The organism is Streptomyces sp. NPDC048211 (assembly GCF_043202315.1).
GTDB lineage: Bacteria > Actinomycetota > Actinomycetes > Streptomycetales > Streptomycetaceae > Streptomyces.
This window is the reverse complement of sequence record NZ_JBIDAD010000006.1, coordinates 410,804-425,264: the sequence shown is the minus strand read 5'-3', so window position 1 is coordinate 425,264 and position 14,461 is coordinate 410,804. Positions and strand designations below refer to the sequence as shown.

The 14,461-nt window shown below is 70.6% G+C and carries 11 protein-coding genes, 1 tRNA gene and 1 pseudogene; 7 read left to right on the top strand and 6 right to left on the bottom strand.

Annotation, left to right across the window (positions count from 1 at the left end):
* From ACGFZA_RS24170 to ACGFZA_RS24160, 3 genes are all read right to left on the bottom strand, one after another.
* On the bottom strand, nucleotides 1-1,179 hold the full coding sequence (locus tag ACGFZA_RS24170) for an OB-fold domain-containing protein (RefSeq protein WP_393681791.1): 1,179 nt from the start codon (nucleotides 1,177-1,179) through the stop codon (nucleotides 1-3).
* On the bottom strand, nucleotides 1,176-2,405 hold the full coding sequence (locus ACGFZA_RS24165) for an acyl-CoA dehydrogenase family protein (protein ID WP_393681788.1): 1,230 nt from the start codon (nucleotides 2,403-2,405) through the stop codon (nucleotides 1,176-1,178). Before ACGFZA_RS24165 ends, ACGFZA_RS24170 begins: the two co-directional genes overlap by 4 nt.
* 496 nt (nucleotides 2,406-2,901) lie before the next feature.
* Nucleotides 2,902-3,204 carry a hypothetical protein gene (locus ACGFZA_RS24160; protein ID WP_385277712.1) on the bottom strand — a complete coding sequence of 101 codons (303 nt, stop codon included), beginning with the start codon at nucleotides 3,202-3,204 and terminating at the stop codon, nucleotides 2,902-2,904.
* Nucleotides 3,205-3,515: 311 nt separating this feature from the next.
* Between ACGFZA_RS24160 and ACGFZA_RS24155 the strand changes: the two genes are divergently transcribed.
* The 3 genes and pseudogenes from ACGFZA_RS24155 to ACGFZA_RS24145 form a co-directional block, all read left to right on the top strand.
* Complete coding sequence (locus ACGFZA_RS24155; protein WP_393681786.1) at nucleotides 3,516-4,382, top strand: bifunctional DNA primase/polymerase; 867 nt, start codon at nucleotides 3,516-3,518, stop codon at nucleotides 4,380-4,382.
* A gap of 124 nt (nucleotides 4,383-4,506) precedes the next feature.
* Complete coding sequence (locus ACGFZA_RS24150; protein ID WP_393681784.1) at nucleotides 4,507-4,965, top strand: hypothetical protein; 459 nt, start codon at nucleotides 4,507-4,509, stop codon at nucleotides 4,963-4,965.
* Between the two features lie 519 nt (nucleotides 4,966-5,484).
* Nucleotides 5,485-5,735, top strand: a pseudogene (locus tag ACGFZA_RS24145) (UTRA domain-containing protein); the annotation flags it as partial.
* A gap of 151 nt (nucleotides 5,736-5,886) precedes the next feature.
* Here ACGFZA_RS24145 and ACGFZA_RS24140 read toward each other — a convergent pair.
* Nucleotides 5,887-5,973, bottom strand: a tRNA-Ser gene (locus tag ACGFZA_RS24140).
* Between the two features lie 53 nt (nucleotides 5,974-6,026).
* A complete protein-coding gene (locus ACGFZA_RS24135) occupies nucleotides 6,027-7,520 on the bottom strand; it encodes a S1C family serine protease (RefSeq protein ID WP_385277706.1) in 1,494 nt (497 codons plus the stop codon).
* 190 nt (nucleotides 7,521-7,710) lie between these two features.
* On the opposite strand from ACGFZA_RS24135, the gene ACGFZA_RS24130 reads away from it, so the two are divergent.
* The 3 genes from ACGFZA_RS24130 (at nucleotide 7,711) to ACGFZA_RS24120 (ending at nucleotide 10,750) form a co-directional block, all read left to right on the top strand.
* Nucleotides 7,711-8,556 carry a glycerophosphodiester phosphodiesterase gene (locus ACGFZA_RS24130; RefSeq protein ID WP_385277704.1) on the top strand — a complete coding sequence of 282 codons (846 nt, stop codon included), beginning with the start codon at nucleotides 7,711-7,713 and terminating at the stop codon, nucleotides 8,554-8,556.
* A gap of 86 nt (nucleotides 8,557-8,642) precedes the next feature.
* Nucleotides 8,643-9,314, top strand: coding sequence for an ATP-binding protein (locus ACGFZA_RS24125; RefSeq protein ID WP_385277702.1), 672 nt, complete (start codon nucleotides 8,643-8,645; stop codon nucleotides 9,312-9,314).
* Nucleotides 9,315-9,784: 470 nt separating this feature from the next.
* Nucleotides 9,785-10,750, top strand: coding sequence for a DUF5926 family protein (locus tag ACGFZA_RS24120; protein ID WP_385277701.1), 966 nt, complete (start codon nucleotides 9,785-9,787; stop codon nucleotides 10,748-10,750).
* Between the two features lie 968 nt (nucleotides 10,751-11,718).
* On the opposite strand, the gene ACGFZA_RS24115 is transcribed toward ACGFZA_RS24120, so the two are convergent.
* A complete protein-coding gene (locus ACGFZA_RS24115; RefSeq protein ID WP_393681941.1) occupies nucleotides 11,719-12,462 on the bottom strand; it encodes a bifunctional DNA primase/polymerase in 744 nt (247 codons plus the stop codon).
* Between the two features lie 511 nt (nucleotides 12,463-12,973).
* Here ACGFZA_RS24115 and ACGFZA_RS24110 point away from each other — a divergent pair.
* Complete coding sequence (locus ACGFZA_RS24110; protein WP_393681939.1) at nucleotides 12,974-14,461, top strand: PP2C family protein-serine/threonine phosphatase; 1,488 nt, start codon at nucleotides 12,974-12,976, stop codon at nucleotides 14,459-14,461.

Sequence of the window (14,461 nt, the reverse complement as noted above, 5' to 3'; positions counted from 1 at the left end):
TCAGCCCTCACTTCCCCGGAAGACCGGCAGAACCAGCTCGGGGTCCGTACGCAGGAACTCCAGCCGCACCGCCATGCCCGCCCGCACCTTGTCGCACGGCACCCCGACGACATTGCTGACCATGCGGACCCCTTCCGCGAGCTCGATCAGCGCCACCGCGTAGGGCCCACCCTCGCCGTCCTCGCTGAAGGCGGGAAAGGGAGGGTGGTGCATCACGACATGGCTGAAGACGGTGCCCTCGCCCGACGCCTCCACCGTGTCCCAGCCGGGCGCCCCGCAGGCGTTGCATCCGGGCAGCCAGGGGAAGCGCAGGGTTTCGCAGGCAGTGCAGCGCTGGATCAGCAGCCGGTGGGCGGCGACACCCTCCCAGAATCCGGCGTTGTCCCGGTTGACCACCGGCCGGGACCGGAGCTTCCTCCCCGGTGGTTGTTCTGCCCCCGACCTCCGCTCCGGCTCCGGCTTCCGCCCTGGCTTTGATTCCGGGTCTCGCTCCGGCCTCGGCTCCGGCTCCGACTCCGGCCTCGGCTGCGGCTTCCGCTCCGGCTTCCGCTCCGGCTTCCGCTCCGGCTCCGATGGCGACTCCAGCCTCGGCTGGGGATTCCGCTCCGGCTCCGATGGCAACTCCGGCCTCGGCTGGGGATTCCGCTCCGGCTCCGGCTCCGGATTCCGCCGTGGCATCGCCTTCGCCGGGCGGTACTTGAGGATGCGGAAGCGGTGCGTCCCGGCGGGCTCGCCCTGCGCCCGGACGTCCATGCGCGTGGTGACGAAGTAGCCCGTCCCCAGCTTCGTCGTCTTGCGCTCCGACACCGCCTCGATCACCGCGTCGAACGTGATCCGGTCACCGGGCCGAAGGGGGCGCAGATACTCCTGCTCGCAGTCGGTCGCGACCACGGAGGTGTACCCGGCCCCGTCGAGAAGGCCGAACAGCTCGTCGTAGGGGCCGCTCCGGTCCGTGTGCCCCGACAGCCCACCCATCGTCCACGCCTGGAGCATCGTCGGCGGGGCGACGGCGCCGGGTCCGGTGTAGGCGGGGTGCGTGTCCCCCATCGCCTCGCACCAGTGCCTGATCATCGCCTCGTTGACCACGTCCTTGCCGACCCCCGACGTGGCCGCCGCCCTGCCCTCATACCCCCTGAGCCGCTCGTACAACTCGTCCCGCACGTCCTGCCCGGTCGTCACCGCTTCCCCCTCTTCATACCGAGCCGCATGGTCGCGACGATCTCCCGCTGCACCTCGCTCACCCCGCCCCCGAAGGTGTTGATCTGCGCCGCCCTGTTCATGCGCTCCAGCTCCCCGTCCCCGAAGGCGCCGGGCGAGCCGCCCCGGATCAATCCGGTGTCTCCCGTGATCTCCTGGCACATCCGATACACCTCTATGGCGCTTTCGGTTCCGGCGAACTTCACGCCGCTCGCGTCGCCGGGAGCCAGCGCCCCCGCCCCCACAGCCCCCACCAGGCGCCAGTTGAGCAGGCGGGTAGCCGCAAGCCGGGCATGCGCCTCCGCCAGCCGCGAGCGGACCCACGGCTCATCGGCCGGCCGCCGCCCCGTCACGGGGTCGCGGGTGCGGGCGAACGCGAGCGCCGTCTCGTAGAAGTCCTCGGCCTGCATGCCTATCGCGGCGAGCGCCACCCGTTCATGGTTCAGCTGGTTGGTGATCAGCCCCCAGCCGCCGTTCTCCTCGCCCACCAGCGCGGTCGCGGGTACGCGCACGCCGTCGTAGTACGTGGCGGTCGTGGTCAGCCCGCCCACGGTCTCGATGGGCGTCCACGAGAAACCGGGCGCGTCCGTCGGGACGAGCACGATCGAGATGCCACGGTGCTTGGGCACATCCGGATCCGTGCGGCAGGCAAGCCAGATCCAGTCCGCGTTCTGGGCGTTGCTGGTGAAGATCTTCTGCCCGTTGATGACCCAGGAGTCGCCGTCGCGTACGGCCCTGGTGCGCAGGGCGGCAAGGTCGGTACCGGCCTCGGGCTCGCTGTAACCAATGGCGAAGACGAGCTCGCCGGCCAGGATGCGCGGCAGGAAGTACGCCCTCTGCGCCTCGGTCCCGTACTTCATGAGCGTGGGGCCGACCGTGTTGAGCGTGACCATGGAGACCGGGGCGCCGGCCCGGTAGGCCTCGTCGAAGAACACGAACTGTTCGTCCGCACCACGCCCCTGCCCCCCGTACTCGACGGGCCAGCCGAGACCGAGCATCCCGTCGGCCCCGATACGACGCAGCAACCGCCGCTGCGCGTCCTGGGCGGCGGCCCCCTGGGCGGCCGACCCCTGAGCGTCAGGGCCCTGGGCGGCGGCCCCCTGAGCGGTAGGGCCTGCATGCCCACCACCGCCGGGCATCACATCGCCGAAATAGGCGCGTAGTTCGGCGCGCAGCTCCTGCTGGCGCTCGGTCGGGGCCAGATGCACGGCGGCTGCCTCCCGGGAACGGGCATGCGGATCAGGGTTTCTGACTGTCCGTCAGATTCCGCACGACTGTCAAGGCACCGGACAGCCCGACCCGCCAAGATTCCCTTCACACCTCGATTCCGCGCCCACCTCAATTCCCCGCCTCGCTCGCCCCTGCCCCCTCAGCTCCCCGCCCGACCCCCCTCCGCCCTCCTCGATTGCCTGCCCTGACCTGCCCTGACACGCAGCCTCTCGATTCCCCGGGCTGCCATCCCTGTTTGATCCGCCCCCACTTCACTCCCCGCCCACCCCTGCTCGACTCCGGCCATCACCTCACTCCTCGCCCGCCCTGCTCGACATTGCGTCCACCCCGCCCCCCGGCGGACCCTTGAGACCTCACCCTCCGGCCGGGCCTGGAGATCGAACGACCCGCGTGCCACCACCGCAGTGGCTGCACGCAGGCCGTCATCCCCCCACCGCGGTCCGGCCCCCCGACCGGACCGCGAGAGGCAGCGGCTCACCAGAGGGGGCTGAAGTTCACCACCACATCGTGGCTGGACTGGTCGATAGCCGTGAACGCCGAACCGTTCACCTGGGCGGAGTTGCTCTGGTTGGACGCTCCGGAGCCGGTGGCCTGCTGCTGCGAGGTTGACGAATTACCGAAGTTGTCCCCACTTCCTCCGATCGTGGCCACGCCCGCATTCGATCCGTCGTTCGCGAACGACCCGTTGTCGGCCTGGGCCACACCACCGAGGAGGGCGGCAGCAAGAGGCAACGCGGCAACAGCGGCGAGGACACGAGCGGTACGGATGCTTGCCATGTCTATTCCTCCAGGAACCGGAAGTAACGCTGAATCCGGGCCAGTTGGCCGACCGCCCCGGTGATGGTCACGACGTCGCAAGATCAAAGTTGCCCAGCACCACACCGGCGAACCGCTCATGCATTCCGATTCCCCCGCAAGCATGAGGAAGCGAAAATAAACCTCGTACCCCTCGAACCCCCAGGTCGCCCCCAGCGCACGGGAAGGCCACGCGCCCCACAACAGAAGAAGCGTTCCGCCACCGCCGCGCGGCGACCACCCTCACACCCTCCCCTCTTCCTTTATTCGAACATTCGTACGAACATAGAACCATGGCCACCACCGATCGGCGAACCGCCACCCTGGCCCTGGCCCACGCGCTCTCCGCCGCGGAGCACGGGCTCCCCGTCATCCCGCTGTCCGCCACCAAGCTCCCCGCCCTGCGCTCCCCGCACCGCGACGAGCCCCAGCCGTCCGGCTGCCGGGGCGCTTGCGGCCAGCCCGGACACGGCGTCCACGACGCCACCACGGACCCCGCAGCCGTACGCGCCCTCTTCGCCGCCGCGCCCTGGGCCACCGGTTACGGCATCGCGTGCGGACGCGCCCCGCACCACCTCATCGGTGTCGACCTCGACATCGACACCACCGGCCGGAACGACTCGGTGGCGGCCCTGCAACACCTCGCCCTTCAGCACCTGTTCACCATTCCGCCGACCGTCACGGTGCTCACCCCCTCCGGCGGCCGCCACATCTGGCTGTCCGGCCCGCCCGACGTACCCGTGCCCAACTCCGCCGGCCGCCTCGCCCCCGGCATCGACATCCGCGGCACCGGCGGCTACCTGGTCGGCCCTGGCTCGGTCACCTCCCACGGCACCTACCGCCTCGTACCCGGTACCGGCACCCTGCCGCCCGCGCCCTGTCCGAGCGCCCTCCTCCACCTGCTGACACCCCCGGCACGCCCCCACCGGCACCGAACCCACCCCGACGACCGGGGTCGGGGCCTGATCCGGTTCGTCCTGGCGGCGGATGCGGGGCAGCGCAACACGAGGCTCTTCTGGGCGGCCTGCCGCGCCTACGAACACGGCTTCGGCGACGCGCTGGCCGAAGCCCTCACCCAAGCCGCCGTCCGCACCGGCCTCCCCGAACACGAGGCCCGCGCCACCATCGCCTCCGCCGCCCGCCTCACGACCACCCGCTGAACGGCCCCCCGCCTTCACTCGTCGGGTGACAGCTCCTCCACAGAGCCGCCACCCGACCATGTGGTCGCGTGTGGGCGGTGCCTTCGCCGACACTGGCCGGGAAGCTAGGGAACGAGGAGCCTTGATGACGGATTTCCAGTGCCGCAGCTGCCACCGCTCGGTGACACCGGCCGTCGCCGAGCGGCCCCTGCCGGACCCTGATGTGGACGCAGGGTGGCACCGGCCTCAGGCATCGACCCCGGATGCCGACGGGCACTGCGCCGCACCCGTCGTGCGGATGCCACCGGGGACGTTCGCGGTCGACCCCGATCCGTCGGGCCCTCCGTACGTCCTGGATGAGCAGTCCGGCTTCCTGGTGGAGTCGGGTCCGACCGGCACCATCGTGCTCCACCCCGGCGACAGCCTCGGCTTGAAGGAGCACCCGGACATCGCGATGCACCGCGGCCACTGCTGCGGGATGGACGGCGAATGGGGACCCAACCTGGCCTGTACGTGCGGCGCGATCGTCGCCACCACCTACTCGGATTGCTATCAGGTCCAGGAGCTGCGGCTGCAACCCGACGCCGTCGCACGGTGCGATTGAACGCCGGGTGACCGCGTAGCGCGTGCCGCTTCCGCACCCGATCGGACGGGAACCACCGGGGCGGCTCCGCGGCCCGGGCAGGGCGCATGAGAAAGGCCCCTGACCGTTCACCCGGGCAGGGGCCGTTCGCCTGCGGTGGGTGTGGGATGCGAACCCACGGTGACATCGCTGCCACGACGGTTTTCAAAAGAGCCCGCTGGCGAGCTCTGCGCCTACTCTGCCGGTCAGTGCACTGCCTGATCGTTCAGGAGAACAAGGCGCCCAGCAGTATTGCGCCGTAGTGCACGCATTGGTGCCACCTCTTGCAGTAGCGCTTCGCCCGCCACATCGAACGCCGTGTGAACTGCCTCCTGCACCAAACGCACTTACGAGTCTTCCCATCCCCCATGGCCACGACCCTATCGGCTGATGTCGGTGCCCCGAACATGAACCAGCCGATGGTGTTCCCAGGCGAGGCATGTCCGCATTTGCCCCTGCTGGGTAATGAGAGCCGCAGTAGCCAATGGGCTCGGCTGCCTGCCCCTGGCCAGGGCGGGAGCCGTGAACCGCATGGCCGCGATCGGAGTCACCATCAGCCACTCGGTGGAGCAGCCCGAACCGAGGCACGCGACCGCCGAGGAGACATCGCTACTCGGCATCCAGAAAGCCGCACTCGTGACGCTCATCCGGCGGACGTACTACAGCGACGAGGGCCGCCCCGTGGTGACAGCGGACATCGTGGTGCCCGCAGCGCCCTACGAGATCGTCTACGAGCCCCGATCAGCCGCTGAAGAGCTGACCCCCGCAGCTCCAAAGCCGTGCCCTCCCGTGCCCCGTCCGTGCCCGATTGACCGGGAACCCAGGGAGAACAGCGGCGCCCGGTTGGGAACGGGTATGGCAAAGGCCCCCGCCCATATGTACTGGTCGGGGGCCGTTGATCTGCGGTGGGTGTGGGATTTGAACCCACGGTGACATCGCTGCCACGACGGTTTTCAAGACCGTTCCCTTAGGCCGCTCGGGCAACCCACCCCGCGCCAACGGCCCACGAAGGGCCGCTTCGACGCGGAGGACAGCCTAGCCGGTCAGCTGTCACCCTTGCGCTCGCCCAGGGTGACTTCCACCGTGGACGTCTTGCCGTCACGCTTGTAGGTCAGCTTGACCTTGTCACCCGGCTTGTGGGTCCAGATCTCGCCGATCAGGGTCGGGCCACTGTCGACGACGGTGTCGTTGAACTTCGTGATGACGTCGCCCGCCTTGAGGCCGGCCCGGGCCGCGGGGCCGTCCTTGGAGACCGCCTCGGTGCCGCCCGCGCCCTGGTCCGAGATGACCGCGCCACCGGTCTTCTCGTCCATCGTCACCGTCGCGCCGATGACCGGGTAGACCGGCTGACCGGTCTTGATCAGCTGCTGGGCGACGTTCTTCGCCTGGTTGATCGGGATCGCGAAGCCGAGGCCGATGGAACCGGCCTGGCTCTGACCGGTGCTTCCGGTCGACTGAATCGCCGAGTTGATGCCGATGACCGCGCCCGCGGAGCTCAGCAGCGGGCCGCCGGAGTTGCCCGGGTTGATCGAGGCGTCGGTCTGCAGCGCGCTCATGTACGAGTTGCTGCCGCCGGAGCCGTCGCCGGACGCGACCGGGCGGTTCTTCGCGCTGATGATGCCCGTGGTGACCGTGTTGGACAGGCCGAACGGGGCGCCGATCGCGATCGTCGAATCGCCCACCGCCACCTGGTCGGAGTTGCCCAGGGGCAGCGGGGTGAGTCCCTGCGGCGGGTTCTTCAGCTTCAGGACGGCGACGTCATAGCCCTGGGCCCGGCCGACCACCTCGGCGTCGTACTTCTTGCCGTTGGAGAACGTCGCCGTGAGCTGGCCGCTGTCCGCCGCGGAAGCCACCACGTGGTTGTTCGTGAGGATGTGGCCTTCCTTGTCGTACACGAAGCCGGTGCCGGTACCGCCCTCCCCGTCACCGCCCTGCGCGTCGATCGTGACGACGCTGGGGAGCGCCTTGGCCGCGACGCCCGCGACCGTGCCCGGGTCGCGCTTGAGGTCCTGCGGAGTGCCCGACGCGGCGACCGTCGTCGAACCGGCGGAGTCGGAGCCGTTGTTGCTGTCCGCCGCCCAGAAGCCGAGGGCACCGCCGACGCCGCCCGCGACGAGCGCCGCCACGACCACCGCGGCCACCAGGCCGCCCGCGCCCCGCTTGCGCGGCGCGTCGGGCGTCTGCACCTGGCCGGGCGGGCCCCACGCGGGGCCGCCGCCCTGCCCCCCGTGCGCCTGCGCGTACGCCGGAACCGCCGGCGGGGGCGGGGGCCAGCCGGCGTCGGCAGCGGACTGCGGAGCGGGCGGGGGCGCGTACTGCGGCGCGGCCGCCGGAACCGGGGCCATGGGGGCCGTCGCCGGATCCTGGGCGGGGGAGGCCGGCTGCTGCTGTGTGGCTGTCGCGTCCGGGTGCGCAGCAGCGGCGGGCGCGCTCTCGGGAGGTCCCTGGGGAGCGTCGGCCGGCACTGGAGGTGCGGACGGAACGGACGGGGCGGCCCCGGCCGCGGTGCCCTCGTTGCCCTCGTTCTCTGTGCTCACAGCTCTTTACTCCTCGGTTCCACATCATGATTCGGCAAGAGATCCGCTGTGTACGTGTCTGGAGTCAGCTTTTCCCACAGCACGTCAGGCCACTGTAAGCAGGACCTGTGCATCTGCGCACAGTCCTTTACACCGGACAAAACGGTCTCGCACGACAAGGTGCACGCACCCATGGTCTCCCGATGACACCATGACGCGGGTGACCCAAGCACGGCAGCAGCGCCCCAGCCAGCATCCCATCCAGGTCATCGCACACCGGGGCGCGTCCGACGACGCCCCCGAGCACACGCTGGCCGCGTACCGGAAGGCTATCGAGGACGGCGCCGACGCCCTGGAGTGCGACGTACGGCTCACTGCCGACGGCCATCTCGTATGCGTACACGACCGCCGGGTGAACCGCACCTCCAACGGCCGCGGCGCCGTCTCCGCCCTGGAGCTGAACGAGCTCGCGGCCCTCGACTTCGGCTCGTGGAAGGACCGCGAGGAGGCGGAGTCCCCGGACTGGGATCCGGTGCCGGGCGAGCTCACCTCCGTACTCACCCTGGAGCGGCTCCTGGAGCTCCTCGTCGAGACCAGAGCCGCCGGCCGCCCCCTCCAGCTGGCCATCGAGACCAAGCACCCGACACGTTGGGCGGGCCAGGTCGAGGAGCGGCTGCTGCAGCTGCTGAAGCGTTTCGATCTCGATGTGCCACCGTCCGACGGCCCCTCACCGGTCCGCATCATGAGCTTCTCGGCCCGTTCACTGCACCGCATCCAGGACGCCGCACCGGAGCTGCCCACCGTCTACCTGATGCAGTTCGTCTCGCCTCGGCTGCGTGATGGACGGCTGCCGGCAGGTGCCCTCATCGCGGGACCGGGGATGCGGATCGTACGCAGTCACCCCGGATACATCGACCGCCTGCACCGCGCCGGTCATCGGGCGCACGTCTGGACGGTCAACGAGCCGGAGGACGTCGAGCTCTGCGTCCGGCTCGGCGTAGAGGCCATCATCACCAATCGGCCGAAGCAGGTTCTGGCACAGCTGGGGCGCGCTTAGGACCTGTCCACGACGGGAAGGGCCCGCCCGCACCGTCGATTACGGGGAGTACACCGGCGCATTCGACGCGTACCCGATCGTTACGAGTGCGTCACTCGCGACCCATTGGCCGGTTTCCGGTCCAGTCCAGGGGGGCATCCACTCCGTGGCGTGGGGCAAAGGAGGTCTCGGGGGTGGCGTTGGTGGTGGCACAAGAAGTGCCCACGTCGTCGAGCATGGCCGTACCCCATGGCCCTGCGGGCGTGGGTCAGGCACGGCACCGGATGCGTGAGCAGTTGCGCAGCCACGGGGTGTCGGATTCGGTCGTCGACGATGCTGTATTGATCCTTTCCGAACTGCTCAGCAACGCCTGCCGGCACGGCAGGCCGCTGGGCCGGCACACCGAGGTGGGAGACGGCGACGTGCGCGCCGCATGGCGCGTCGACAGAACGGGTGGGCTGACCGTCGAAGTAACGGACGGAGGCGGTCCGACCAGGCCGGTTCCGGCCACTCCGTCGGTGACCGCTCGTGGCGGCCGGGGGCTCAACATCATCAGCGCTCTCGCCGAGGAGTGGGGCGTGCGGGACGACTCGTCCGGCGAGGTGACGGTCTGGGTGCTACTCAACGAGGGGCACAGCCGACCGGACGAACGGCCTGGAGGCCGGGGCAACGGACGGGCACCGAGTGGTCTGGGGCTGCCGGGCGGCGGCTCGGCGGTGACCGGTGCGACGGGCCTCGACGGACTGGATTTCGCCGGTGCGTTCGACGACGTGGGCTGAAGCCGGGCCGCGTACCCGGCGCGGGCTGAGGCGGGGCGGCGCACCCGACGCGGGCTGAAGCGGGCTGTGCATCCCGCGCGGAATGAGGCCGGGCCCCGTACCCGGCGGACCGAGACGGGGCGGCGCACCCGACGCGGGCTGAAGCGCGGCGGCGCACCCTGCGGGGACTGAAGCCGGGCAAGGAGCACCCCGGTATCCGGGCCCCCGGGGAACCGCCTCTGACAGGCCCTCCGTCCTGCGCGCAGGACCGGCAGGCGCGGTCTGGGGGCCGCGCCCGGGCGTCCCGTACCGCCCTCCGTTCCGAGAGACAGCGGGCACTTCGGAGCCGCGCGACGGAACCATGTCCGCCGTTCCCGGGCCGGCCACACCCCCGGGCGGCCCCGGACAGCGCACGGGCGGCGCACGGGCGGCGCACGGGCGGCTAGGCTCGCGGCCCAGACCGCACTGTCGCAATCGGGAGAAAGCCCACCATGGCGAAGAAGCGCCCTCAGACCAAGGCCGGGAAGCAGCAGCTCACGGACGGCGAGATCCCGGTGGTCGGGGCTCGTGAGCCCTGCCCGTGCGGTTCTGGCCGCCGATACAAGGCCTGCCACGGCCGCGCCGCAGCCCACGCGGTGGCCGAGCTCGTCCAGCGCCCCTTCGAGGGACTGGCCGGCGAATGCGACTGGGTCGCGCTGCGCGAGCTGGTGCCCGCTGCCACCGTCGAACTGACGCTGAAGGGCGGACTGCCCGAGGGCGTGCCGTCCGTGACGCTCGCGACCGTCCTCCCGATGGCGTGGCCCGCACTGCGCCGCGACGACGGCTCGGTCCTGCTCGCCCTGCAGAACGACACCTCCTCCGGCGACCTCAGCCGCGACCTCGCCGACACCCTCCAGCGAGCACTGGAGGCCGAGCCCGGCTCGCCCGTCGCCGCCAGGCGCGTACCGGCCGAAGGGCCGCGGCTCCAGGACGTCCTGGACGCCGACGCGCCGTTCAAGCCGGTCGTGCACCCGGGCTTCGAGTTCTGGGTGCCGGACGCGGAGAACGCCACGGCCGAGGTGGCCGCCTCCCTGGAGCGCGCCAACGACGCGGCGATCCCGACCGTCCTCCTCTCCGGGGTGGACGCCGCCTACTGGTGCGAGACGCCGGAGAAGAACCACCTGCGCTGGGTCATGCCGCACCCGGAGGAGCAGCTCCTCGACGCACTCGCGCGGCTGCACGCCGCCGGTGCCTCCTCGCTCGGGGAGGGGACCCGGCTGGTCGGCTCCTTCCGTGCGCACGGCCTCATGGTCCCGGTCTGGGACCTGCCGAGCGCGATGGGTGCCGAGGAGTGCGAGAAGCCCGCCGCCGCGTTCGCGGAGCGCCTCGCGACGGCGCTCGCCTCGGATGCGCCCCTCACGGCCGACGAGCGGCGGGCGCGTGGCGGGCTCACCAACCGCCAAGTGACCCTCAGCTGACAGTGACCGTCCCCCGGACCGTACGGTGACGCCCGTCACAACTCGCCGTACTCACAGGTAAATCGCTGTCCGAATACCCGAGATCGAATTTGCGAACGGCAGATCTCTTGTTACCGTTCTAGAAGCCCGGTCGCTGGTGCATCCCCCGTCGCCAGCGATCGGGCATCCTCATGTCCTGGCCCGGCGCGCACGGCGCACCGGGCGGCACACGAGCCGCGCACACGCCCTGCGCCTGCTCCCTGGACGAGCCCCTCGGCCTGACATCCGGCCCACCCCACCGCTGCCGCCCTTCAGGCACCCCGTGACGGCTTCCGCAGTGGCGCTGCGTCAATCTGTCGCCGGGGGAGCCCGGTTGACCCGACGCCGACAACAGCGGCACGCGATCACCGGACCGCTCGGTATCGGACAGAAGTGACCGGTCGCCCCTCTCGCCGAATACCGCACGGAAGAGCTCCCGAAGAGATCTTCGAAGTAGGTTCGAACGGATACCCAAGGGATTCCGAAGGGACATCAGAAAGCCGACCACCGGCGGACTTTGCACCGGCAGACTTTGCATGACCGAATCAGCCCTCACCGGATGACCGAAACACCCGCGTCGATCACCGCATCCGGAAGGGAAGCGTCAGAGATCCGACAGCGCTGGGTAATGAAGACGAATCGGGAAGAACAGATACGGATCAAGAACGGAAGCGGCCTGCTTGCACCCCGCACCGTCGTCCGCGGATACACCCGACCCGGCATTCCCGACGTATCCGGCTTCCGATCGCACGGCATATCCAGCACCGCACCGAGGGCACGGCAACTACGGCCGCCCCCCTGCTCGGCCCGTCGAAGCCAACCGGCGCGTCGAAGCGAACCAGCCCTTCGGCCCGGTGCATCGAAGCGAACCGGCGCATCGGCCCGGAAGGCGGTCCGCCCCCTGGGAGCCGCCGGTCCGGACCTGCCTGTCACCGCCGGGAGTCCGCCGGTCAGTACGCGAGCCGGCTGCCGCCGTCCGGGGCGCTGTTGCTCGCCTCGACCAGCGCGTCCAGCACCGCACCGACATCCGGCAGCCACGGCGCCGCCGACCCGCCCTGAACTCCACCACCGGGACCCGGCAGGGAACCCCTGTCCACCCGCGCGACCCTGCCCGGTCGCGCATCCCCGTCCGCCCGGAGGTCCCGCTCCGGCGCCCGCTCCCAGCGCACCTGCCCCGTACCGATCTCGGACGGCGGCAGAACGAGATAGCCGCCCTCACCGTGGAACCGCAGCGAACTGGGCACCCAGTCCTGGGCGTGCAGCAGCTCACCGAGCCGTTCGAGGGTGTACGGAGCGACCAGCAGCGCCCACCGGGTCGGCGTCGCCACCACGGGGCCCAGCCGGATGCCCATCCGGTCGAGCTCGGCCAGTGCGCGGGCACCGGCCACAGCGGGCAGGCTCAACGCGCACGGCGCACGCCCTCCCGTGGCCAGCAGAACCGGCGCGGTGGGCCGGTTCGTCCACCACCAGCGCACCATCCGGGCGTCGGTGGTGGCAGCGAGCAGTCCGGGATCGAAGGGGTGGGCGCCGGGCACGGCGCACTCGGGATCGGGACAGGCGCAGCCGCGGCCACGCTCACCACGACTGCCTGCCGCCCGGAGGCCCGCTCCTGGGAGTACAGGCCACTGCCATGCGGTGGCGCAGGTCAGGGCCGCATCGAGACGCGCGGCCCCATCCTTGCGTCCGAACCGCATCCTGCGTCGCCTTCCGAGGATCTCGCGCATGAGCGCTCGTTCCTTTCCGTTGAACGCCGAGGGTCCACATCACACCACGCGCGCGTCACATCACGTGTGCGGAACTTCACTGTGTGTACATGCTCGTCGAGCCTTCGGTACGGGTTGGTCTTCGGTACCGAGCGTGAGCTGTGCTGAGCCGAATCGAGCCGGTTCCAGTCGAAATCATGGCGAGGTGCAGGGCGCTTGCCGCGCCTGCCGTCCGTCGTACGGCCTCACCACTGCGGGAGGGGGCGTGGCCGTCACAGGTGAGGACGTCCGGGCCCGCTGTCAGGTTCCGGAGGTGATCGGGACCACCTCTGGTCATCTACCGATTTACGTACCCAGCAAGCCCGGAATGACGCCGCCCCTGGGACTTCACCCGGGGGCAACCCCCGGTCGAGCAGACCCAGTCGACCGCAAATGACCGCCACAGGGTGCACTTTTTGGCCAAGTTACTTACCCCTTGGACACCACAAATCCCGTGGGGACAATGCTGGACATCGCCTTACTTGTACGTGTACATGTGGATGCACTGATAGCGGCGCAGAATGACATGGGGGTTTGCGATGCTATTCGACGAAACAAACCAGTCGGAAAGCCGGCGACCATGAGCGCCCCACACCTGCCGAAAGTGGCTGGAATCGATCCCACAGTTCCGGTTTCGGCGCACACTGCCGGGCCTCTCTCCGAGGTACCGGCCGCGCCCGGCGCCTTCATCCAGGACCGTCTCGCGGGCTGGGTCTCGGACCTCACGACCCTGCACGAGCTCACCGAGCGGCTGTCCAGAACCAACACCCTCGACGACGCCCTGCACGAGCTGCTGGACGCCGGGGCCGCCCTGGTCGGGGCCCGTCGCGGACTGATCGCCTTCGAACCGTCCGACCGCCGCGGCCCCGTCAGCACCATCGGTCTCGGGCTGGCCCACGCGGAGCTCGGCCAGATCGAGACGGTGCCACGGAGTGCCACGTCCTACGGCCGCATCCTGGAAGGTCTGCCCAACGCCGACGGTCCGCTGACCACCCCCGATCTGCTCGGCGACACCAGCCTGGACCCCCGCAGGCGCGAGGTCGCCGCCCGCCTCGGCTACGCCGCCAGCTACGCGCTGCCGATCACCACCGAGCGCACCGGGCGGCTCGCCGCCGCGGTCTGGCTCTACGACGAACCCGCCGAGCCGCTGGAGCGTCAGCGCCATCTCGCCGGCCTGTACACCGGGTACGCCGCCGAGCATCTGGCCCGGCTGCTGGAACTGGAGCGGGCCAGGACCGACGTCGCCACCATCACCGAGGAACTCCTGCCCAGCCGGCTGCCCCGCGTGCCCGGCGTGCAACTGGCCGTACGCCATCACGCCGCACCGCAGAGCGGCAGCGACTGGTACGACGCGCTGGCCCTGCCGGAGGGTGCGCTCGGCCTCTCCGTGGGCTCGGTCGGCGGTTCCGGTCCCAGCGCCCTGGCCGCCATGGGACGACTGCGCGCGGGCCTGCGGGCGTACGCGGTGATGGAGGGCGAGGACCCGGTCGCCGTGCTCTCCGACCTCGAACTCCTGATGCGGCTGACCGAACCGGCCCGTTCCGCGACCGCGCTCTTCGCCTACTGCGAGCCCGCCCGCCACAAGGTCCTGCTGGCCGGTGCCGGGCACACACCGCCGCTGATCGTCGGCGACCGGCGCACCGAGTACGTCGAGACCACCCTCTCCGCCCCGCTGGGCATGCTGTCCTGCTGGGAGGCGCCGAGCGTGGAGATCGTGCCGGCACCCGGCGAGACGGTCCTGCTGTACACCGACGGTCTGCTGCGCCGCGCCGGGGACTCGATGGACCGGGCGTTCGCACGGCTGCACTCGGCGGCGGCGAGCGTCCCGAAGGCCCTGCGCCACGACGCCGGATCGGTCGCCGACCACGTGGTGCGCACCATGCTGCCCGACGGGATCGACCAGGGCGACAGCACCGAGGACGTGGTCCTGCTCGCGGCCCGTTTCGACTGA